The 20431-nt window shown below is 59.3% G+C and carries 22 protein-coding genes; 11 read left to right on the forward strand and 11 right to left on the reverse strand.

The features are described 5' to 3' along the window. Positions 1–72: 72 nt before the first annotated feature. Positions 73–2652 (reverse strand): DNA mismatch repair protein MutS, encoded by a 2580-nt coding sequence (gene mutS, locus AC06G5_RS05685; protein ID WP_480459066.1) that lies wholly within the window; start codon positions 2650–2652, stop codon positions 73–75. A gap of 210 nt (positions 2653–2862) precedes the next feature. Between mutS and AC06G5_RS05690 the strand changes: the two genes are divergently transcribed. The 5 genes from AC06G5_RS05690 to recX all read left to right on the forward strand — a co-directional run bounded on the left by AC06G5_RS05690 (position 2863) and on the right by recX (position 6347). Next, positions 2863–3597 carry an XRE family transcriptional regulator gene (locus AC06G5_RS05690; protein ID WP_413427254.1) on the forward strand — a complete coding sequence of 245 codons (735 nt, stop codon included), beginning with the start codon at positions 2863–2865 and terminating at the stop codon, positions 3595–3597. Positions 3598–3768: 171 nt separating this feature from the next. Beyond that, positions 3769–4110 (forward strand): phage holin family protein, encoded by a 342-nt coding sequence (locus AC06G5_RS05695; RefSeq protein ID WP_413427237.1) that lies wholly within the window; start codon positions 3769–3771, stop codon positions 4108–4110. 118 nt (positions 4111–4228) lie between these two features. Then, positions 4229–4729: a CinA family protein gene (locus tag AC06G5_RS05700; protein ID WP_413427235.1), complete on the forward strand. Its 501-nt coding sequence runs from the start codon at positions 4229–4231 to the stop codon at positions 4727–4729. A gap of 83 nt (positions 4730–4812) precedes the next feature. Then, entirely contained in the window at positions 4813–5871 is a 1059-nt protein-coding gene (recA, locus tag AC06G5_RS05705) for a recombinase RecA (RefSeq protein WP_007996915.1), read from the forward strand. 8 nt (positions 5872–5879) lie between these two features. Beyond that, positions 5880–6347 carry a recombination regulator RecX gene (gene recX, locus AC06G5_RS05710; RefSeq protein WP_413427233.1) on the forward strand — a complete coding sequence of 156 codons (468 nt, stop codon included), beginning with the start codon at positions 5880–5882 and terminating at the stop codon, positions 6345–6347. 44 nt (positions 6348–6391) lie between these two features. Here recX and AC06G5_RS05715 read toward each other — a convergent pair whose 3' ends face one another. Beyond that, complete coding sequence (locus tag AC06G5_RS05715) at positions 6392–7510, reverse strand: LOG family protein (RefSeq protein ID WP_413427231.1); 1119 nt, start codon at positions 7508–7510, stop codon at positions 6392–6394. Between the two features lie 481 nt (positions 7511–7991). Between AC06G5_RS05715 and AC06G5_RS05720 the strand changes: the two genes are divergently transcribed. Continuing rightward, the gene (locus AC06G5_RS05720) at positions 7992–8186 is read left to right on the forward strand and encodes a hypothetical protein (protein ID WP_413427229.1); all 195 of its coding nucleotides are present in this window, start codon (positions 7992–7994) and stop codon (positions 8184–8186) included. Here the strand turns inward: AC06G5_RS05720 and AC06G5_RS05725 are convergent, their stop codons facing one another. After that, positions 8187–8609 (reverse strand): quorum-sensing-regulated virulence factor family protein, encoded by a 423-nt coding sequence (locus AC06G5_RS05725; protein WP_007990204.1) that lies wholly within the window; start codon positions 8607–8609, stop codon positions 8187–8189. 188 nt (positions 8610–8797) lie between these two features. On the opposite strand from AC06G5_RS05725, the gene AC06G5_RS05730 reads away from it, so the two are divergent. Next, a complete protein-coding gene (locus AC06G5_RS05730) occupies positions 8798–9556 on the forward strand; it encodes a tRNA-uridine aminocarboxypropyltransferase (RefSeq protein WP_413427227.1) in 759 nt (252 codons plus the stop codon). Here the strand turns inward: AC06G5_RS05730 and AC06G5_RS05735 are convergent. Further along, positions 9537–9782: a hypothetical protein gene (locus tag AC06G5_RS05735; protein ID WP_413427225.1), complete on the reverse strand. Its 246-nt coding sequence runs from the start codon at positions 9780–9782 to the stop codon at positions 9537–9539. The genes AC06G5_RS05730 and AC06G5_RS05735 overlap by 20 nt on opposite strands. On the opposite strand from AC06G5_RS05735, the gene erdR reads away from it, so the two are divergent. Both erdR and AC06G5_RS05745 read left to right on the forward strand, forming a co-directional pair. Then, complete coding sequence (erdR, locus tag AC06G5_RS05740) at positions 9775–10425, forward strand: response regulator transcription factor ErdR (protein WP_008054094.1); 651 nt, start codon at positions 9775–9777, stop codon at positions 10423–10425. The two genes, AC06G5_RS05735 and erdR, sit on opposite strands and share 8 nt — an antisense overlap. 75 nt (positions 10426–10500) lie before the next feature. After that, positions 10501–10863 carry a diacylglycerol kinase gene (locus tag AC06G5_RS05745; RefSeq protein WP_007996906.1) on the forward strand — a complete coding sequence of 121 codons (363 nt, stop codon included), beginning with the start codon at positions 10501–10503 and terminating at the stop codon, positions 10861–10863. Here the strand turns inward: AC06G5_RS05745 and AC06G5_RS05750 are convergent. Then, positions 10860–11786: a LysR family transcriptional regulator gene (locus AC06G5_RS05750; protein ID WP_043302480.1), complete on the reverse strand. Its 927-nt coding sequence runs from the start codon at positions 11784–11786 to the stop codon at positions 10860–10862. The genes AC06G5_RS05745 and AC06G5_RS05750 overlap by 4 nt on opposite strands. Positions 11787–11919: 133 nt before the next feature. Between AC06G5_RS05750 and fpr the strand changes: the two genes are divergently transcribed. Beyond that, a complete protein-coding gene (gene fpr, locus AC06G5_RS05755) occupies positions 11920–12699 on the forward strand; it encodes a ferredoxin-NADP reductase (protein ID WP_003443014.1) in 780 nt (259 codons plus the stop codon). 182 nt (positions 12700–12881) lie between these two features. Here the strand turns inward: fpr and tsaA are convergent, their stop codons facing one another. The 6 genes from tsaA to rimO all read right to left on the reverse strand — a co-directional run bounded on the left by tsaA (position 12882) and on the right by rimO (position 18107). Beyond that, a complete protein-coding gene (tsaA, locus tag AC06G5_RS05760; protein WP_480459855.1) occupies positions 12882–13577 on the reverse strand; it encodes a tRNA (N6-threonylcarbamoyladenosine(37)-N6)-methyltransferase TrmO in 696 nt (231 codons plus the stop codon). A gap of 164 nt (positions 13578–13741) precedes the next feature. Beyond that, positions 13742–14512, reverse strand: a complete 771-nt coding sequence (locus tag AC06G5_RS05765) for an SDR family oxidoreductase (protein ID WP_413703482.1) — start codon at positions 14510–14512, stop codon at positions 13742–13744. Between the two features lie 215 nt (positions 14513–14727). Further along, complete coding sequence (locus AC06G5_RS05770; RefSeq protein WP_111281414.1) at positions 14728–15198, reverse strand: YehS family protein; 471 nt, start codon at positions 15196–15198, stop codon at positions 14728–14730. A gap of 76 nt (positions 15199–15274) precedes the next feature. Continuing rightward, positions 15275–15985, reverse strand: coding sequence for an rRNA pseudouridine synthase (locus AC06G5_RS05775; protein WP_413427216.1), 711 nt, complete (start codon positions 15983–15985; stop codon positions 15275–15277). Positions 15986–16182: 197 nt separating this feature from the next. Then, on the reverse strand, positions 16183–16656 hold the full coding sequence (locus tag AC06G5_RS05780) for a GNAT family N-acetyltransferase (RefSeq protein WP_413427214.1): 474 nt from the start codon (positions 16654–16656) through the stop codon (positions 16183–16185). Positions 16657–16769: 113 nt separating this feature from the next. Next, on the reverse strand, positions 16770–18107 hold the full coding sequence (rimO, locus tag AC06G5_RS05785; RefSeq protein WP_007971167.1) for a 30S ribosomal protein S12 methylthiotransferase RimO: 1338 nt from the start codon (positions 18105–18107) through the stop codon (positions 16770–16772). A gap of 292 nt (positions 18108–18399) precedes the next feature. Here rimO and AC06G5_RS05790 point away from each other — a divergent pair, with 292 nt between their 5' ends. After that, positions 18400–20301 carry a potassium transporter Kup gene (locus tag AC06G5_RS05790; RefSeq protein WP_413427211.1) on the forward strand — a complete coding sequence of 634 codons (1902 nt, stop codon included), beginning with the start codon at positions 18400–18402 and terminating at the stop codon, positions 20299–20301. Positions 20302–20431: the final 130 nt, after the last annotated feature.

Genomic DNA, 20431 nt, shown 5'->3' on the forward strand with positions numbered 1-20431 from the left:
GTCTGCTGGCCAGGCTATTAGCCAGCAGCATCCCAAACCGCGCGAGATTCTAACAGCTTGCAAGCCGCTGCGTTAGATCCGTGTCTTTAGTGTATAGAGCATTTCGAGTGCACGACGTGGTGTCATGTCGTCCAGATCGAGCTTGGCCAGTTCTTCCAGCACCGGGTGCGGCAGGCTGGCAAACAGATCGCTCTGCAGCGGCGCAGCCGGTTTGCCTTTGGTTGGTGCAGGCACTTCATGGGGCAGGGCGGTGTCTTCCAGGCGGCTCAAATGCTCGCGAGCACGGGTGATGACCTCACTCGGCACACCCGCCAGTTGCGCAACGGCCAGGCCATAACTCTGACTGGCCGGCCCGGGCAGCACATGGTGCAGGAACACGATGCGTTCATTGTGCTCGGTGGCATTGAGATGCACGTTGGCCACCAGCGGCTGGGCTTCCGGCAGGACGGTCAGTTCAAAGTAGTGGGTGGCGAACAGCGTGTAGGCACGCAGGTGCGCCAGGCGTTCGGCCGCCGCCCATGCCAGGGACAGGCCGTCGAAGGTGCTGGTGCCGCGCCCGACTTCGTCCATCAGTACCAGGCTGCGTTCAGTGGCGTTGTGCAGAATGTTCGCGGTTTCGCTCATCTCCACCATGAAGGTCGAACGCCCGCCGGCCAGGTCATCGCTGGAGCCGATCCGGGTGAAGATGCGGTCGACCAGGGACAATTCGCAACTGGCCGCTGGCACGAAGCTGCCGATGTGCGCCAGGAGCACAATCAACGCGGTCTGGCGCATGTAGGTGGATTTACCGCCCATGTTCGGGCCGGTGATCACCAGCATGCGTGTGTTGTCGTCCAGGCTCAGGTCGTTGGCCACGAACGGCGTGGTCAGCACTTGCTCGACCACCGGGTGACGACCCTGGCTGATGCGCATGCACGGTTCGCTGACGAAGCGCGGGCAGTTCAGGTCAAGGTTCAGTGCACGCTCGGCCAGGTTGCTCAAGACGTCCAGTTCAGCCAGGGCGCCAGCGGTGTCCTGCAACGGTGGCAACTGGGCGATCAGGTCTTCGAGCAGCGCTTCGTAAAGCATCTTCTCGCGGGCCAGGGCGCGGCTTTTGGCTGACAATGCCTTGTCTTCGAACGCCTTGAGTTCCGGGGTAATGAAACGCTCGGCGCCTTTGAGCGTCTGGCGACGGATATAGTCGGCAGGTGCCGATTCCGCCTGCTTGCTTGGCAGTTCGATGAAGTAGCCGTGGATGCGGTTGTAACCGACCTTCAGGTGCGACAGGCCGGTGCGGGCTTTTTCCCGGGCCTCGAGGTCGATCAGGAACTGTCCGGCGTTTTCGCTGAGCGACTGCAATTCGTCGAGTTCGCTGTCGTAGCCGGTTTTCAGCACGCCGCCGTCACGAATGACTGCAGGCGGGTTGTCGATGATGGCTTTTTCCAGCAGGGCCGCCAGTTCCGGGTAGGTGCTGGTGATGGTGGCGAGTTGCTGGAGGTGCGGCGCTTCGAGCTCCGTCATTGCCACTTGCAGTTCGGGCAGTGCGCCGAGGGCGTCACGCAAGCGGGCGAGGTCCCGCGGGCGGGCATTGCGCAGGCCGATCCGCGCAAGAATCCGCTCGATGTCACCGATTTCCTTGAGCTGCGGTTGCAGTCTTTCGAAGCGGTAACCGTCGAGCAGGCAAGTGATCGAGGTCTGGCGCGCCAGCAGCACTGTCAAATCGCGTAACGGGCGATTCAGCCAGCGGGTCAGCAGACGGCTGCCCATGGCGGTCTGGCAACGGTCCACCACCGATTGCAGAGTATTGTCGCGGCCCCCGGCCAGGTTGGTGTCGAGTTCCAGGTTGCGACGGCTGGCGCCATCGAGCACCACGGTGTCGTCCAGGCGCTCATGGCGCAGGCTGCGTAAATGGGGCAGGGCGGTGCGCTGGGTTTCCTTGGCGTAGGCCAGCAGGCAGCCGGCGGCGCCGATCGCCAGGGTCAGGTTTTCGCAGCCAAAGCCCTTGAGATCCTGGGTCGAGAATTGCTGGCACAGGCTTTTCAGCGCCGAATCGCGCTCGAAATCCCACGGCGCGCGGCGACGCACACCGCGGCGTTTTTCTGCCGGCAAGTCCTTGGGCCAGTCATCCGGGATCAGCAGTTCCACCGGGTTGACCCGCTCCAGTTCTGCCAGCAGGTTTTCCCAACCCTTGATTTCCAGCACGCTGAAGTTGCCACTGGTGATGTCCAGCACCGCCAGGCCGAACAGGCGCTCATCACCCAGAACGGCGGCGATCAGGTTGTCCCGACGCTCGTCGAGCAGCGCCTCGTCACTCACCGTCCCCGGCGTGATGATGCGCACGACCTGGCGCTCCACTGGCCCTTTGCTGGTGGCCGGGTCGCCGACCTGCTCGCAGATCACCACCGATTCGCCGAGTTTCACCAGTTTTGCCAGGTAACCTTCGGCGGCATGGTAAGGAATCCCGCACATCGGAATCGCCTGCCCGGCCGACTGCCCGCGGGCGGTCAGGGTGATGTCCAGCAACTTGGCGGCCTTCTTCGCGTCTTCATAGAAGATCTCGTAGAAGTCGCCCATGCGGTAAAACATCAGCTGGTCCGGGTGCTGGTTTTTCAGGCGCCAGTACTGCTGCATCATCGGGGTGTGGGAGGACAGGTCGGAGACGGCTTTATTCATCGGATTGTCAGGAAGCTCGTTGAAAGAGGTGGGGCAAAAGCGGGGCAAAGGCCGGGCTTTTCCGCGATGGGCGCAAGGTTACCATGGGCGGTCTACCCGACGCAGGCGCCACGGCCCGGTGACATCTTTTACGATGCAAAAAACATGTTATGCATCGATTATGCAAATCGGCATTTGTCTTCTTCGAAAAGAACAAGCACTATGCGCATTATGCAAAAACGCAACGTATCTACCGTATTAAGAGCATTGCTCGATCAGCACGGGATCTCCCCTACGGAGCTTCACCGTCGTACCGGCGTGCCTCAATCCACACTCTCGCGCATTCTCGGCGGGAAAATCGTCGATCCTTCGGATAAGCATATTTCGAAGATCGCCGGGTATTTCTCGGTGAGCACTGACCAGTTGCGTGGCCGCGCGGACGTCGTGCCTGCCGCTAATGCCGGGCGCTCTCCTGTGCATTCGGAGCTCAAGGATATAAGTCTGTGGGACGATGATACCCCTGTCGATGACGACGAGGTGTCGGTCCCCTTTCTTCGCGAGGTTGAATTGGCTGCAGGATCGGGAAGATTCGTCATCGAGGAAAGCGAGCGCTCTAGCCTGCGCTTCGGCAAACGAAGCCTGCGTCATAACGGCGTGCAGTTCGACCAGGCCAAATGCGTGACGGTGCGGGGCAACAGCATGTTGCCGGTACTGCGCGACGGTGCCACGGTCGGGGTCAATGCCGGCAAGTGCGGCATTGGCGATATCGTTGACGGCGACCTTTATGCAATCAATCACAACGGCCAATTGCGGGTGAAGCAGCTGTATCGCCTGCCGACCGGGATTCGCCTGCGCAGCTTCAACCGCGATGAACATCCGGACGAAGACTACACCTTTCAGGAAATTCAGGGGGAGCCGATTGTTATCCTCGGACATGTCTTCTGGTGGGGCATGTACGCCCGTTAATGCCCGTACGTTCAGATAAAACCCGCTTCCCGAGCGGGTTTTTTTTTGCGTGCTCAAATCATTGGATTGTTTTTCAATGCGTAAATGCATTGACTGACTATGCGTTGATGCATAATCTGATTGCCTATCTATAAAAAACACGGAGTGACCATTCACTCAAGGAGGCATGAAATGACCGCTGAGCAATATGCGTTGCTGGACATGCCTCTGTGGCTGCTCATCATCCTGCCAATACTCGGTGGCGTTACCGGTGAAATGTGGCGTGCCGATAAAGACGGCGTTCGTGGCTGGCCCCTTGTGTGGCGCCTGATCCTGCGGTCTGGCTCCAGCATGATTTGCGGCGCCTCGGTCATCATGCTGCTGCACGCCGCCAATGTTTCCATTTGGGCTGCTTGTGCGGGGGGCTGCTTAACGGCGATGGCCGGGACAGACGTAGTTTTAGGGCTATATGAGCGTTGGGCAGCCAAGCGCATCGGTATCGCTCCTGTTGCGCCCGGTGACGTGGAAGATTGATTCCCCCGACAGGCCTTTTCCAGAGCCTCTGCTTCTTTACATTTTGATCGGTCCTGTAGCTTGCAAGTGCGGTCTGCTCGTGTACGGTTAACCCATCCCGCCCCATCAGGAGATGACCGTGAAAGTAATCACCCAGCTCGCCGCTGACCTTGGCAGGCAATTGCAGATTCTCAATGCCCATGTTTCCACGGCCGAGTCCTGTACCGGAGGCGGGATCGCCGAGGCGATCACCCGTATTCCGGGTAGCTCGGCGTGGTTCGAGGCCGGTTATGTCACTTACTCCAATCTGCAGAAGAACCTGCAACTGGGTGTCCCGGTGGAGTTGTTCACCACGGTGGGGGCGGTCAGTCGCGAGGTGGTCGAAGCGATGGCCAGGGGCGCGCAGGAGAAAAGTCGCGCATTTTTTTCCGTGGCGGTCAGTGGCGTGGCCGGGCCGGACGGTGGTTCGCCGAGCAAGCCTGTGGGCACGGTATGGCTGGCCTGGGGCGTTGGCGAGCGAGTGTTCAGCGAGCGGCAACACTTCCCCGGTGACCGCGACGAGGTGCGCCGACAAACGGTGAAGGCCGCGCTAGAGGGGCTGCTGCGGTATGCCGCGGCAGAAATCTCAAATCAGGGGTAGGCGATCCTCAAACGCTGTGGAATAATACTGGCTACTTATACAGGTGTTGGCCGTCAGGCCTTATTGATTACGTGAGGACTTTAATGGACGACAACAAGAAGAAAGCCTTGGCTGCGGCCCTGGGTCAGATCGAACGTCAATTCGGCAAGGGTGCCGTAATGCGTATGGGCGATCAGGACCGTCAGGCGATCCCGGCCATCTCCACTGGCTCTCTGGGGCTGGACATCGCTCTCGGCATCGGCGGCCTGCCAAAAGGCCGTATTGTTGAAATCTACGGTCCTGAATCTTCCGGTAAAACCACGTTGACCCTGTCCGTGATCGCCCAGGCTCAAAAAGCCGGCGCGACCTGCGCATTCGTCGACGCTGAACACGCCCTCGACCCTGAGTACGCCGGCAAGCTGGGCGTCAACGTCGACGACCTGCTGGTTTCCCAGCCGGACACCGGCGAGCAGGCCCTGGAAATCACCGACATGCTGGTGCGCTCCAACGCAGTTGACGTGATCATCGTCGACTCCGTGGCCGCCCTGGTGCCAAAGGCTGAAATCGAAGGCGAAATGGGTGACATGCACGTGGGCCTGCAAGCCCGTCTCATGTCCCAGGCTCTGCGTAAAATCACCGGTAACATCAAGAACGCCAACTGCCTGGTGATCTTCATCAACCAGATCCGTATGAAAATCGGCGTGATGTTTGGTAGCCCGGAAACCACCACCGGTGGTAACGCACTGAAGTTCTACGCATCGGTTCGTCTGGACATCCGTCGTACTGGCGCGGTGAAAGAGGGTGATGAAGTCGTCGGTAGCGAAACCCGAGTCAAGGTTGTGAAGAACAAGGTGGCTTCGCCGTTCCGTCAGGCCGAGTTCCAGATTCTTTACGGCAAGGGCATCTACCTCAACGGTGAGATGATCGACCTGGGTGTTCTGCACGGTTTCGTCGAGAAGTCCGGTGCCTGGTATGCCTATGAAGGCACCAAGATCGGTCAGGGCAAGGCCAACTCGGCCAAGTTCCTGGCGGATAACCCGGAAGTCGCGGCAAAGCTGGAGAAGCAATTGCGTGACAAGCTGCTGTCGCCTGCATCGGTTGCGGACGCCAAAGCTTCTGCGGTCAAAGAGACCGAAGACGACCTGGCTGACGCTGATATCTGATCGAAGCGATGACCGCCGTACTCGATACACTCGTCGCGGTGCGGCGAACCGCAATGGACCTGCTCGCACGACGCGAGCACGGTCGTGTCGAGCTGACGCGTAAACTGCGTCAGCGCGGCGCCCTCCCTGAAATGATCGAAACAGCACTCGACCGGTTGACGGAAGAGGGGTTGTTGTCCGAAACCCGTTATCTCGAAAGTTTCGTTTCCTACCGCGCCCGTTCCGGTTATGGCCCTTTACGCATTCGCGAAGAATTGAGCCAGCGCGGCCTGCAGCGCACCGATATTGAACTCGCCCTGCGTGAGAGCGGTATCGATTGGCAGGAGCAACTGGCCGATACCTGGCGACGCAAGTTCTCCGGGCAATTGCCGGCAGACGTCCGGGAGCGGGCCAGGCAAGGCCGGTTCCTGGCGTATCGGGGATACTCCATGGAAATGATCAACCGCCTGTTCAGCGGTCGAGGGATGGATGATTGAACTGAAACGGCCCGCTATTTCGATAGCGGGCCGTTTTTTATGCCTCACGTAACTTTTGACGGCTCCCGTGTGCGCTGCTGTATCTGGGCTTTTGATTGTGTCCAGTTTTCCGGCAGGTTGATGTAGTCCACAAGCTCGCGCAGGCGGCCATGATTGCGGGCGTTGAAGTTGAAGACCAGCCGCGCCAGATGGCTGAATTCGGCTTCGTCATGTTCTTCACTACTGTAAACGTGCTGATGGAAATGGTCGTTCAGACACAGGTCGCCGAAAGCCACCTGTATGTGTTCGAGTGCGCTGTCGCTGAGTGCGTGATTCATGCGAATCAGGAACTGGTGCTTGAGCCAGCGACTGGAGTGGAAGTTGCCGTAGAACTGATTGATGTGCTCTACCGCTTCTTCGACGTTGTAGACCAGTTTCACCAGCTTCATGTCAGTGGGCAGGATGTAGTGGTTTTCCTCCAGTTGCTGGTGAATGAAGTCCAGTGCGCCTTGCCAGAATTTTCCGCCCGGCGTGTCGAGCAGCACCACTGGCACCAATGGGCTTTTGCCGGTCTGGATCAGTGTCAGCACCTCCAGCGCTTCATCCAGGGTACCGAAGCCACCCGGGCACAGCACCAGGGCATCGGCTTCCTTGACGAAGAACAGCTTGCGGGTGAAGAAGAAGTGGAAGGGCAGCAGGCTGGTCGTGCCGTCGACGGTGGGGTTGGCATGCTGTTCGAAGGGCAGGGTGATGTTGAACCCCAGGCTGTTTGCCAGTCCGGCGCCCTCATGGGCGGCGGCCATGATGCCGCCACCGGCGCCAGTGATCACCATCATCTCCGAGCGCGCCAGCGCGGCACCGAGTTCCCGGGCCATGCTGTAGAGCGGATGTTCCATGGGGGTACGGGCCGAGCCGAAGACAGTTACCTTGCGCCGCCCCTTGAATTGTTCGAGCACGCGGAAAGCCTGTTCCAGTTCGCGCAGGGCTTGCAGGGTGATTTTGGCATTCCAGCGGTTGTGGTCTTCCTGGGCCATGCGTAGCACGGTCAGGATCATGTCGCGGTAGATCGGGGTGTTCGGGCTGTTGGGTGAAATCAGCTTGAGCTGTTCTTCGACCTTGCTGATGAGGTCGTGGCCGCTTTCTTCGAAATGACGGCTCAGGAGGTCATTCGGTTGGTAAGGCATTCAACTTCTCCTTCTGCACAGAACCCTCGGCCCGACAACGTGCGTCGGTGCCACGACACTTCATGTGTCGCTGTCTGCCCCGGCCCATGCCTGGGCGATCTACTTGACCCGAAAAACACCGGGTCATCCAAACAGGCTCTGTTTTTCCCTTGGATGAAAGAAACATTCGCACAATACGGCAAGCGATGGGCAGCCCCTTTCCAGCCCTGAAAAATGAACGTGGATAATCTGAAATCTAGACCTTTACAGTGATTTGCGCTGTCTTGATCATTGCGCCACAAAGTCTTTCCTGGCAACCGCTTATTGACGATATGCAAGGTGGTTTCACCGCTCGTCCGAACGTACGTCGCCTGTGCCGCACTCTGATTTACTAAGTTACAGGTGTCACACGACAGCTTTGCGTCAATGGCATGGCGCACGGTACAAGCGGTTCAAGGATTTATCGCTCAAACAAGAGTGAAGTGCAGGGAGGCGGGAAACCATGACCAGAGTCGTTCTGGAGATCGATACGCAACTGTATCGATTGCTGAAGTCATCAGCCGAGACCAATCATTTGAGTCTCGAAGAGGAGTGCTGCCGGCGTTTGCGTGGCGGCGAACGCCGTTCGCATTACTTGCAGGCGCTGCTGGCGGAATTGCGCGCCGAAGATGAACAGCGGCGCGCCAATTCCCGGTGATTACTTTTTCTTCTTCGCTGGTTGCAGGCAATCCGATTCCTGGAAGCTTGCAGAGCCGACTGGACGGTTGGTCTTCACCTCGGTGAAGTCGTAACGCATGATCGCGCCCTTGGCCATCAGCTTGCGAAACCCTTCATTTCTGCAGACAGAAGCTCCCAACTGGAAGTACACCGCTTTGGGGTCTGCACGCATCTTGTCGGCGTGGCTGCTCTGCACGCTCAGATGGTTGATCAGCTGCTTGCCTTCAACGGTGTAGCCTTGATCGAGTATGTCTTCGTTGATCGCTCGTGGAGTGCCGACGCTGCTCTGGGTGGCGACGTTTTGCAGCATTTTGTTCAGTTCCGTGTCTTTCAGGGACGCAGCCTGGGCGTTGAAGGACGACGCCAGCAAAATGGCCGCGGTAGGAACGATAAGGCGCAGCATGAAACTCTCCTGGTTCAGTGATGGGGGTTGGACCCGTCACGTGACTGTGCGTTCAGTGGCGGCGAATTATAGGGGAGGCAGGCTGGACGGTACAGGCTTGCACCGGGCGGTCTGGTAAACTGCTGGCACTTTTTACCCTGTCGAGTGTTTTTCGTGTCGATTTCCCTTCTCTGCGGGCGTTGCCCGCTATGAGTCATACCCGCGCGCGCTTTGCCTTGAATGCCGTAGCCCGCCTGCGCGATCAGCGCGAGGAGGAGGGCATCAAGCCGATTCAGGCCCGCGGCTGGCGCGCACCGCGTTGCCGTGATTGCCGGGTGATCGAGAGTCACTGCCTGTGCGCATGGCGTCCGCAGGTCGCTACCCGCTCCGGCGTGTGCCTGATCATGACCAACAAGGAAGTGTTCAAGCCGAGCAACACGGGTTGGCTGATCGCCGACGTGGTCCCGGACAACCATGCCTTCATCTGGTCCCGTACGGAGGTCGATCCGAAGTTGCTGGCGCTGTTGTCCGACCCGCAATGGCAGCCTTACCTGGTGTTTCCGGGGGAGTACGTCGCGCCTGAGCGTGTGACAAACAGCGTGGATGTCGATGGCACGAAGCGCCCGTTGTTCATTCTGCTGGATGCGACCTGGACCGAGGCGCGGAAGATCTTTCGCAAGAGCCCCTATTTCGATCGATTGCCGATCCTCAGCCTGCTGCCGGAAAAACTCTCCCGCTACCGGTTGCGCCGCTCGACCCGCAGCGAGCATCTGTGCACGGCGGAAGTGGCGGCGCTGTGCCTCGACCTTGCAGGCGATGTAGCCGCGGCCTCGGTGCTGGATGCCTACTTCGATGTGTTCAGCCAGCACTACCTCGACGCCAAACATCAGTTGGACATGAACGTTTCGACCCCGGCGCACGCCGAGTTGATGCCCTATGTCCAGCCGGTCACGCCATTGCTGGACTGATTGTCGCGGATATTGCAATAAAGTGTACCGGCCATGCGGCTTGACCACCCCGGCTTCGCTGGGCATGCTTGGCGCCGATTGGGGTGCGGCCAAAGTTTGCAACGCGGTTTTTTGCGTTGAGCGTGCCTTGTAAGTGCAGCTCCGTGGCTGTGCCTTGAGTTGCTTTGGCGAGGCCCGAATGCATCGGGCGTCCCACGAAAAACAGGATCATTTGAAAAATGGCCACATACGAAATCCTGATTGCCGATGACCACCCACTTTTTCGTAGCGCCTTGCATCAGGCGCTGACCCTTGGCCTTGGCCCGGATGTCCGCCTGGTGGAAGTGGCGAGCATCGCCGAACTGGAAGTCCGCCTGACAGAGAAGTCCGACTGGGATCTGGTACTGCTGGACCTGAACATGCCGGGAGCCTACGGTTTTTCCGGGCTGGTCCTACTGCGCGGTCAGTACCCGCAGATTCCGGTGGTCATGGTCTCGGCTCAGGAGGAGCCAACCATCATGGTCAAGTCCCGTGAGTTCGGCGCCAGTGGCTTCATTCCCAAATCCAGCGACTTGAGTGTGATCCAGAAAGCCGTGCGGGCGGTCCTCGATGGCGACGTGTTCTGGCCACCGCAGGCGTTCGAAGCGGTCAGCGTTTCCGATGAGGCGAAAGCGGCCAGCGAAGGTCTTGCCAGCCTGACGCCGCAGCAATTCCGGGTGCTGACCATGGTCTGCGAAGGCTTGCTGAACAAGCAGATCGCCTACGAGCTGAGTGTTTCCGAGGCGACGATCAAGGCGCATGTAACCGCGATTTTCCGTAAACTGAATGTACGGACCCGGACCCAGGCCGCGCTGCTCTTGCAACAACTTGAGTCAATTTCCAGCCATTAAAGGCTGGCAACTTCACGCTTTTTTGACTTTGGTTGAACTAGCTTTCCCACTTCCTTTTTGTCAGTTGCCCACCCTATGTCACCTTTCAAAGGCCAGACCGGCCTGAAACGAATCCTCAATGCTTCCGGTTATTCGCTGGACGGCCTGCGCGCAGCCTTCACCGGTGAAGCCGCCTTTCGGCAACTGGTCTTGCTCAACGTCATCCTGATTCCCTTGTCGTTCTTCCTGAATGTCAGCCGGGTCGAACGGGCATTGTTGATCGCGGTATGCCTGTTGGCATTGATCGTCGAGTTGCTCAACTCGGCAGTGGAAGCAGCCATCGACCGCATTTCCCTTGAGCGGCATCCGCTGTCCAAGAATGCCAAGGACATGGGCAGTGCCGCCCAGTTCGTGGCATTGAGCATGATTGCCCTGGTGTGGGCGGTGATTCTGCTCTAGGCGATCGTTGGCAGCACGATCTCGTCGCTGCGCTGAACCCCGGCGGTGAAAGCGCGGCACAGGTCGAGGAACTCGCGCATCGCCGAGGTCTGATATTTCTGTTTATGCCAGATGAAATAAAACTGTCGCGCCAGATCCAGATCCGGCGTCTCGACAGGCACCAGGCTGCCGCGGCGGAATGCGTCGCGCAAAGCCAGCCTGGAAATGCAACCAATCCCCAGACCTGACTCCACCGCGCGCTTGATCGCTTCGGTGTGCTCAAGCTCCAGGCGGATATTCAAGGAAGTGCGGTGATGGCGCATGGCTTGATCGAAGGTCAACCGTGTGCCGGAGCCTTGTTCGCGCAAGATCCACGCTTCGTGACTCAACTCCTCCATGGTGGCCGTGCCGCGCTTGGCCAGCGGATGCTGAGGGGCGCAAAACACCACCAGTTCGTCCTCGACCCAGCTTTGTACTTCGATGTCCGGGTGACTGCAGTCACCTTCGATCAGACCCAGATCAATTTCGTAGTGGGCCACTTGTTGCACTATGTTGGCAGTGTTCTGCACGTGCAGCTTCACCTGGCTTTCCGGATGGCGCTGCATGAAGCTGCCGATCAGCAGGGTGGCCAGGTAATTGCCGATGGTCAGGGTCGCGCCCACGGCCAGCGAGCCGAAGCCGGACTTGCCGTTGAGCAGGTCTTCGATTTCCTTGGCCTGGTCCAGCAAGGCCACCGCCTGGGGCAGCAGCTGTTTGCCGAGCGCATTGAGGCTCAGGCGCTTGCCGGCGCGGTCGAACAGCTGGCAGCTGCACTGGCGCTCCAGTTCGGTGATCGAGGTGCTCGCCGCCGATTGCGAGAGGTTGAGCAGGCCCGCAGCACGGGATACGCTTTCCTGCTGGGCGACGGCGACGAATACTTGAAGTTGACGGAGAGTAAATCGCATATCGATATAACCGATAACCCTTATCTTAATAATCCATTTAACAGATATTGTTACTGCTATTAGAATGCGATGCAATTGCGCACCGCATCTTTAGCAGCGCATGCGCAGACCAATCTCCAGGAGTCCCACGTACATGAGCAACATGAACCACGAGCGTGTCCTCAGTGTTCACCACTGGAACGACACTCTGTTCAGCTTCAAGTGCACCCGTGATCCGGGTCTGCGCTTCGAGAACGGTCAGTTCGTGATGATCGGCCTGCAACAGCCCAACGGCCGCCCGCTTATGCGCGCTTACTCGATTGCCAGCCCGAACTGGGAAGAGCATCTCGAGTTCTTCAGCATCAAGGTGCCTGATGGTCCGCTGACTTCGCAGTTGCAGCATCTGAAGGAAGGCGACGAGATCATCATCAGCAAGAAGCCTACCGGCACGCTGGTGCTGGATGACTTGAAGCCTGGCAAACATTTGTACCTGCTCAGCACCGGTACCGGTCTGGCGCCGTTCATGAGCGTCATCCAGGATCCGGAAACCTACGAGCGTTTCGAAAAAGTGATCCTGTGCCACGGCGTGCGTTACGTCAACGAAGTCGCTTACCGCGAATTCATTACCGAGCACCTGCCGCAGAACGAATTCTTCGGCGAAGCGCTGCGTGACAAGTTGATCTACTACCCGACCGTGACCCGCGAGCCGTTCGAGAACGAAGGTCGCCTGACCGACCTGATGCGCAGCGGCAAGCTGTTCAGCGACATCGGTCTGCCACCGATCAACCCGCAGGACGACCGCGCCATGTTGTGCGGCAGCCCGAGCATGCTCGACGAGACCAGCGAAGTGCTGAACAGCTTCGGCCTGAAGGTTTCGCCGCGGATGCGCGAGCCGGGTGATTACCTGATCGAGCGTGCCTTCGTCGAGAAGTGACCGCAGGTCACCTTGTAGGAGCTAGCTTGCTAGCGATGGTCGTTAACGATAACGCGTGTTTCCTGGTGTAACGCGGTGAGTTCGAGTCCATCGCTGGCAAGCCAGCTCCTACAGTAGATGTGTATTGCAAAGAAAAGCCCGCATGGCCTGAGAAGGTCATGCGGGCTTTTTCGTTTCCGGGTTTATTTAACCGGGATAACTTCCAGGACCCGGATCACGTTTGTTTTCGGGTAGTGCCAACGCACATCCAGATCCCAGAACTGCGCACCGTATTCCCGCTCGGGTGCAGGTGTTTGATAAGCCGGGCGTGGATCCTGCGCCAAACATTGCTCGATCAATTCCACCAAGGGTTCTTCAAGGCGCTGAGCGTGCCCGTGAGCCTGTTCCAGGGCGCTGTCCGTCCACTGCACGGGAATCAGCTGCGGCGCGGCGCTGGCGATGCTGTTGGTGGCTGTAGCGATGATGTCGGCGTAGGGCACGTAGGGTTTGATATCGAGAATCGGCGTGCCATCCAGCAGATCGATGCCCGATATCCACAAACGGTTGGCTTCGACCTTGTCCAGTTTCACCACTGACTGTCCGATGCCATTGGGGCGATGGGTGGCGCGGGTGGCAAACACGCCCATGGATTTATTGCCACCGAGGCGAGGAGGGCGGACCTTCAAGCGTGGCTTTTCCTCCAGGGCCTGGTGGAACAGGAACAGCAGCCACACGTGGCTGACCTGCTCCAGGCCCTGTACCGCGTCCCCTTGATCGAACGGTGCCACCAGTTCCAGCACCCCACGGGCGGCCGGGGCCAGCTGCGGCTGGCGCGGAATGGCGAACTTCTCCTTGAAGCAGGAGCGCACGAAGCCGATGGGGGAAACGCTGTAGGTCATGGTTTGAGGTCGAAGCGGGAAGAGGGTGGGCATGATAACCCGATCGACCTGTGTTCAGTGGTGGCTGTGCCGGCCCTTTCGCGAGCAAGCCCGCTGCCACATTTTTGTGAACAACTCAGGACCAATGTGGGAGCGGGCTTGCTCGCGAAAGCCACACCGCCGATCTACAGGCTGAACCCGCCATCCAGCGGAATGATATTCCCGGTCATATAAGCCCCGGCAGTACTCGCCAGGCTGATCGCCAGCGCGGCCATCTCTTCCTCGCGGCCCCACCGCTTCATCGGGATCAGTGCAGTATCCTGCGCCAGCGCCTGTTCATCATTGCCGATGTGCTGGGTCATCTTGCTCGGAAAGCGCCCCGGGGCGATCACATTGACGTTGATGTGCTGGCTCACCAGTTCGCGCGCCAGAATCCTCGACAGTTGATGCAACGCAGCCTTGCTCGGCCCGTAGGCATATGCCTGTTCGCCGAAGGATGAAATCCCAGCCACTGAGCCAATGTTGATGATCCGCGCGGGATTCTGCGCCGAGCCGGCCTTGCGCAGCAGGGGCAGGAATTGCTGGATGCAGTTGAATACCGACGTCACGTTGAGCTGCATGACTTTTTCCCAACCCTTGATCGGGTAGCTCTCCAGCGATGCGCCCCAGGTGGTGCCGGCATTGTTCACCAGAATGTCCAGATGGCTGATCTGCTCGCCCAGGCGTGTGGCCAGTTGCAGGACGCCCTCTTCGGTGGCGAGGTTGGCAGCCATGGCATGGCAGCGTCCAAGCGCACCGAGTTCGTCGGCGGTTTGCTGGCAGGCTTCGGCGTCACGGGCACAGACGTACACGGTGGCGCCCGCCTCGACGTAGGCCTTGGCGATCATCTTGCCGATACCACGGGTGCCGCCGGTCACCAGGGCGGTGCGGCCTTGCAGGGAAAAGTAGGGGTGCATGGCGAATCCTGAAAACTGAGGTCTTAACACCCTAGTTGTCAGCCGCCAGAAGCGGAGCCACTATTTTTGCGCGGAATAGGGTGGCATTCCGCCTTGTAGGAGCTGGCTTGCCAGCGAAGGATGAGAGAGCGCCGCGTTCATCCAGTCAGCACGCGTTATCGTTTGCGACCATCGCTGGCAAGCCAGCTCCTACAGAAAACAGATGTGTCTTGAGCTTATTGCGGGCGAACGCGCAGGGTCAGGCCCTTGAGGAAGTTACGCAGCAACTGGTCGCCGCACGGGCGATAGTTGGTGTGGCCGAACTTGCGGAACAGCGCGCTCAGCTCAGGCTTGGACACCGGGAACTCGGCGGCCTTGAGGATCGCGTGCATGTCGTCTTCTTTGAGCTCGAACGCCACCCGCAGCTTTTTCAGGATGATGTTGTTGGTCACGGGCACTTCGATCGGCTGCGGCGGACGGCTTTCGTCCTTGCCACGCTTGAAGATCACCAGGCCGTCGAGGAAATGTGCCATGACTTCGTCCGGGCAGCGTACGAAACCTTCCTCGTCTTCCTCTTTCTTGTCGAGGTAGGTCACCAGGTCAGGCAGGGCCACGTCCAGGCCGCCGAGCTTGATGATCTCGATGACTTTCTTGTCGCTGATGTCGAGCATGTAGCGCACGCTGCGCAGTACGTCGTTATGAATCATGTGTGCAGTCCTGATAATTCAGCTATGGGCGCCGCCGAAAGCAGCAGCGCCGAAAGATGTGGCGGCGGCGCAAGCCTTAGAACTTCTCTTTGCCGGACAAGTAGCGCCATTGCCCCACGGGCACTTTGCCGATGGACACGCCGCCGATGCGGATGCGGCGGATGGCGACGACCTTCAGGCCGACGGCCTGGCACAGCTGGGCGATGATGCCCGGTTGCGGGTTCTTCATGGCGAAGCGCAGCCGGTTTTCGTTCTGCCAGCTGGCCTTGACTGCCGGCAACTCCTTGCCCTTGTGGGTCAGGCCGTGATTCAGGCGGTTGAGGCCGTGAGCCACCATTTCGCCTTCAACCTCGACCACATACTCTTGCTCGATCTTGCTGGAGTCGGCGGTGAGTTTGCGCAGGATTTTCCAGTCCTGGGTGAACACCAGCAGACCGCTGGCGTTGGCCTGCAGGTCGGTGCTGGCGGTCAGTCGCAGGAAGTGCCCGCGCAACGGGCGCTTGCCGTAGCGGTGTTCTTCGCTCAGGGTCTCGGCGCCGAGGGTGGCCATGGCGGTGTCTGCGTCCATGCCGGCAGGCACATTGAGCAGCAGGGTCACCGGTTCCGGCGCAGTGGCCTTGGCTTCAGGATCAAGTTCGACTTTCTGGGTGCCGACCTTGAATTGCGGCTCGTCGATGACCTCACCGTCGACGGTGACCCAGCCGCCCTCGATGAACAGCTCAGCCTCCCGACGGGAACAGCCGACGAGTTCGATGAGGCGTTTGGAGAGACGAATCGGGTCAGTCATGTCAGGGCCGTAACAAAAAGGGGGTGGGCATTGTACCTGCCTGGTGCCGGTTAATCCCGATTCCATTTACGCGCAGTGCTTTTTGTAGGAGCTGGCTTGCCAGCGATGGATTCAAGAGCACCGTGTTTATCCTGAAAGAACGCGGCGCTCTCTCATCCTTCGCTGGCAAGCCAGCTCCTACAGTTGTACGTGTTGTGTCAGCCCTGTTGTGAAAGCTTTTGGTTTTGGCGCAAACGCATGTGCAGCAACGGATACGGCTGCCCCATGCCATCGACTTCAGAGCGGCCGATGACCTCGAAACCCTGCTTGAAGTAGAAGCCGAGGGCTTGCGGGTTCTGTTCGTTGACGTCCAGTTCGTCGGCGTTCAGGTGTTCCAGGGCATAGCGCAACAATTTTTTGCCCAGGCCTTGGCCGCGATGGTCAGGGTCGATGAAGAGCATTTCGATCTTGCCGGCCGCGACGCCGGCAAACCCGGTGATACGTTGGCTCGAATCCTTGGTGCAGATCAACATCACCGCGTCGAGGTAGCGAGTCAACACCAGGTTTTTCAGCAGTTCGATGTAACTGTCGGGCAGAAAGTCGTGAGTGGCGCGTACCGAGGCCTCCCAGACCCGGGTCAATTCTTCGTAGTCGCTGAACTTCGGCGTTTGGATGACCGAATGCTGACGCATGCCTGTCTGCCCCCCTGATGCGTGATTGGTGTGAATCCGTTCAATCTCAAACGATAGCCGTAAAAAAGCCCCGCATCTCGTCAAGAGAGCGGGGCTTTGCGTATTTTTTGCGTTTAGATCTGTTCAGCCCACAGGTCGTATTCGTCGGCGTCGGTCACTTTGCACCAGACCTTGTCGCCCGGCTTGAGGTTGCTGCCGTTGTCGATGAATACGTTGCCGTCGATTTCCGGGGCGTCGAAGAAGCAGCGGCCTACCGCGCCTTGCTCGTCAACTTCATCGACCAGCACTTCGATCTCGCGGCCGATGCGCATTTGCAGGCGCGCCGAACTGATGGCCTGCTGGTGCGCCATGAAGCGCTCCCAACGATCCTGCTTGACGTCGTCCGGGACGACTTCCAGGTCCAGGTCATTGGCCGGTGCACCTTCTACCGGCGAGTACTGGAAGCAGCCGACGCGGTCGAGTTGTGCTTCGGTCAGCCAGTTCAGCAGGTACTGGAAGTCTTCTTCGGTTTCGCCAGGGAAGCCGACGATGAAGGTCGAACGGATGATCAGGTCCGGGCAGATTTCGCGCCAGTTCTTGATCCGCGCCAGGGTCTTGTCTTCGAAGGCCGGGCGTTTCATCGACTTCAGCACTTTCGGGCTGGCGTGCTGGAACGGGATGTCCAGGTACGGCAGGATCTTGCCGGCAGCCATCAGCGGGATCAGCTCGTCAACGTGCGGATACGGGTAAACGTAGTGCAGGCGAACCCAGACGCCAAGGGTGCTCAGGGCTTCGCAGAGTTCGGTCATGCGGGTTTTCACCGGCGCGCCGTTCCAGAAACCGGTGCGGTATTTCACGTCGACGCCATAGGCGCTGGTGTCCTGGGAGATCACCAACAGCTCTTTGACGCCGGACTTGACCAGGCGCTGGGCCTCGTCGAGCACGTCGCCCACCGGACGGCTGACCAGTTTGCCGCGCATCGACGGGATGATGCAGAAGCTGCAGCTGTGGTTGCAGCCTTCGGAAATTTTCAGGTAGGCGTAGTGGCGCGGGGTCAGCTTGATGCCTTGTGGCGGCACCAGGTCGATCAGCGGGTTGTGGTCCTGGCGGGGTGGCACGACTTCGTGCACGGCATTGACCACTTGCTCGTACTGCTGCGGACCGGTCACGGCCAGCACGCTCGGGTGCACGTCGCGGATGTTGCCTTCTTCGACGCCCATGCAGCCGGTCACGATGACCTTGCCGTTTTCCTTGATGGCTTCGCCGATCACTTCCAGGGACTCGGCCTTGGCCGAATCGATGAAGCCGCAGGTGTTGACCACCACGACGTCGGCGTCCTGGTAGGTGGACACGACGTCATAGCCTTCCATGCGCAGCTGGGTAAGGATGCGCTCGGAGTCGACCAGTGCTTTGGGGCAGCCCAGGGATACGAAGCCAACCTTTGGATTGGCCGACGCAGGAGTGGTGGACATGTCTAACCTCGGTATTTTGTGACGCCTCGTGCCGAGTGCGGCAAGACGACGAACGGGCGCTCATTTGGCGCCTCTGATCAAAAAGTGCGCAATTCTAGCGATGGTAAGCGCACTTGACCAGCTTTATGCAGGGAAATACGACGAGTGCTGCGCTATGCTTCGCGCCGTTACGCTTTACTGTTTTTTTACAGTCAACAAAACGTCTGTAACGTGAAGTAAAACAGCGCATGCTGCACGACAAAGCATAGTGCTTCTTTCAAAGAAGCCCGAGTCTGGGTAGTAGGAGTGGTGGATGGGTCAGGCAAGTAGTCAGGCTGCGGGCGCCGAGCATACGGCGGTGAAGCCGATCGGTATGCTGGTCGCGGCAGTCGGGGTGGTTTATGGCGATATCGGCACCAGTCCGTTGTACACCCTTAAAGAAGTGTTTTCCGGAGGCTATGGCGTGCCGGTCAACCATGACGGGGTGCTGGGGATTCTGGCACTCATTTTCTGGTCGCTGATCTGGGTCGTGTCGATCAAGTACATGATGTTTGTACTGCGCGCCGACAACCAGGGCGAAGGCGGGATCATGGCCTTGACCGCGCTGGCCAGGCGGGCGGCGGCAGGGCATGCCAGATTGCGCACGTTGCTGGTGGTCTGCGGGCTGATTGGTGCGGCGCTGTTCTATGGCGACAGCATGATCACCCCGGCGATCTCCGTGCTGTCGGCGATTGAAGGCCTGGGCCTGGCATTCGAGGGCATCGATCATTGGGTCGTGCCTCTGTCGCTGGTGGTGCTGGTCGCGCTGTTTCTGATTCAGAGTCACGGTACCGCGCGGATCGGCATTCTGTTCGGGCCGATCATGGTCACCTGGTTCCTCGTGCTGGGCGCACTGGGCGTCTATGGCATCAGCCAGCATCCGGAAGTCCTCGAAGCGATGAACCCGGTGTGGGGCGTACGTTTCTTCATGGTCCATCCGGGCATGGGCGTGACGATTCTCGGCGCCGTGGTGCTGGCATTGACCGGTGCCGAAGCGCTGTACGCGGACATGGGCCACTTCGGTCGCAAGCCGATTGCACGTGCCTGGTTCATCCTTGTACTGCCGGCGCTGGTGCTCAATTATTTTGGCCAGGGCGCCTTGCTGCTGGGCGACCCGGAAGCTGCCCGTAACCCGTTCTACCTGCTGGCACCGAGCTGGGCATTGATCCCGCTGGTCGGCCTGTCGACCCTGGCCACGGTGATTGCCTCGCAAGCGGTGATTTCCGGTGCGTTCTCCCTGACCCGTCAGGCGATCCAGCTCGGTTACATTCCGCGCATGCACATCCGGCACACCTCCAGCGCTGAACAGGGCCAGATCTACATCGCCGCGGTGAACTGGGCGCTGATGGTCGGTGTGGTGCTGTTGGTGTTGGGTTTCGAATCCTCCGGAGCCCTGGCCTCGGCCTATGGTGTGGCGGTGACCGGGACCATGCTGATGACCAGCATTCTGGTGTCCGCGGTGATCCTGCTGCTGTGGAAATGGCCACCGGTGCTTGTGGTCCCGATGCTGTTGGGTTTCCTGTTGGTAGATGGTGTGTACTTCGCCGCCAACGTGCCGAAAATCATTCAGGGCGGTGCATTCCCGGTGATCGCCGGTTTCGCCTTGTTTGTGCTGATGACCACTTGGAAGCGCGGCAAGCAACTGCTAGTGGAGCGTATCGATGAAGGTGGGCTGCCGCTGCCGATCTTTATCAGCAGCATTGCCGTGCAACCGCCGCATCGTGTGCAGGGCACGGCGGTGTTCCTGACCGCGCGACCGGACGCTGTGCCCCACGCGCTGTTGCACAACCTGCTGCATAACCAGGTGTTGCACGAGCAAGTGGTGCTGCTGACGGTGGTCTACGAAGACATCCCGCGGGTGCCGCCATCACGACGGTTCGAGGTCGATGCCTACGGCGAGGGGTTCTTCCGGGTGATCCTGCATTTCGGCTTTATCGATGAGCCGGACGTGCCCCAGGCATTGAAGCTGTGTCATCTCGATGAACTGAGCTTCAGCCCGATGCGTACCACGTACTTCCTCAGCCGCGAAACGGTCATCGCCTCCAAGCTCGAAGGCATGTCGCGCTGGCGCGAGGCGCTGTTTGCGTTCATGTTGCAGAACGCCAACGGCAACCTGCGCTTCTTCAATCTGCCGCTGAACCGGGTGATTGAGCTGGGGACGCAGGTGGAGATGTAAGCGACCCACAAAAAGCCCCCGTTGCCTTGCGGCATTGGGGGCTTTTTTGTGCCTGAGCAATAAACTGGAAGACTACGAAGATCCAGTGTGGGAGCGGGCTTGCTCGCGAAAGGGGCGTGTCAGTCGACAT

This window comes from Pseudomonas sp. WT-JTC, from assembly GCF_056711565.1.

Excerpts from the sequence above, each read along its gene's own strand:
- mutS (WP_480459066.1), bottom strand. The coding sequence starts at position 2,652 with ATGAATAAAGCCGTCTCCGACCTGTCCTCCCACACCCCGATGATGCAG.
- AC06G5_RS05690 (WP_413427254.1), top strand. The coding sequence starts at position 2,863 with ATGCAAAAACGCAACGTATCTACCGTATTAAGAGCATTGCTCGATCAG.
- AC06G5_RS05695 (WP_413427237.1), top strand. The coding sequence starts at position 3,769 with ATGACCGCTGAGCAATATGCGTTGCTGGACATGCCTCTGTGGCTGCTC.
- recA (WP_007996915.1), top strand. The coding sequence starts at position 4,813 with ATGGACGACAACAAGAAGAAAGCCTTGGCTGCGGCCCTGGGTCAGATC.
- recX (WP_413427233.1), top strand. The coding sequence starts at position 5,880 with ATGACCGCCGTACTCGATACACTCGTCGCGGTGCGGCGAACCGCAATG.
- AC06G5_RS05715 (WP_413427231.1), bottom strand. The coding sequence starts at position 7,510 with ATGCCTTACCAACCGAATGACCTCCTGAGCCGTCATTTCGAAGAAAGC.
- AC06G5_RS05720 (WP_413427229.1), top strand. The coding sequence starts at position 7,992 with ATGACCAGAGTCGTTCTGGAGATCGATACGCAACTGTATCGATTGCTG.
- AC06G5_RS05725 (WP_007990204.1), bottom strand. The coding sequence starts at position 8,609 with ATGCTGCGCCTTATCGTTCCTACCGCGGCCATTTTGCTGGCGTCGTCC.
- AC06G5_RS05730 (WP_413427227.1), top strand. The coding sequence starts at position 8,798 with ATGAGTCATACCCGCGCGCGCTTTGCCTTGAATGCCGTAGCCCGCCTG.
- erdR (WP_008054094.1), top strand. The coding sequence starts at position 9,775 with ATGGCCACATACGAAATCCTGATTGCCGATGACCACCCACTTTTTCGT.
- AC06G5_RS05745 (WP_007996906.1), top strand. The coding sequence starts at position 10,501 with ATGTCACCTTTCAAAGGCCAGACCGGCCTGAAACGAATCCTCAATGCT.
- AC06G5_RS05750 (WP_043302480.1), bottom strand. The coding sequence starts at position 11,786 with ATGCGATTTACTCTCCGTCAACTTCAAGTATTCGTCGCCGTCGCCCAG.
- fpr (WP_003443014.1), top strand. The coding sequence starts at position 11,920 with ATGAGCAACATGAACCACGAGCGTGTCCTCAGTGTTCACCACTGGAAC.
- tsaA (WP_480459855.1), bottom strand. The coding sequence starts at position 13,577 with ATGACCTACAGCGTTTCCCCCATCGGCTTCGTGCGCTCCTGCTTCAAG.
- AC06G5_RS05765 (WP_413703482.1), bottom strand. The coding sequence starts at position 14,512 with ATGCACCCCTACTTTTCCCTGCAAGGCCGCACCGCCCTGGTGACCGGC.
- AC06G5_RS05770 (WP_111281414.1), bottom strand. The coding sequence starts at position 15,198 with ATGATTCATAACGACGTACTGCGCAGCGTGCGCTACATGCTCGACATC.
- AC06G5_RS05775 (WP_413427216.1), bottom strand. The coding sequence starts at position 15,985 with ATGACTGACCCGATTCGTCTCTCCAAACGCCTCATCGAACTCGTCGGC.
- AC06G5_RS05780 (WP_413427214.1), bottom strand. The coding sequence starts at position 16,656 with ATGCGTCAGCATTCGGTCATCCAAACGCCGAAGTTCAGCGACTACGAA.
- rimO (WP_007971167.1), bottom strand. The coding sequence starts at position 18,107 with ATGTCCACCACTCCTGCGTCGGCCAATCCAAAGGTTGGCTTCGTATCC.
- AC06G5_RS05790 (WP_413427211.1), top strand. The coding sequence starts at position 18,400 with ATGGGTCAGGCAAGTAGTCAGGCTGCGGGCGCCGAGCATACGGCGGTG.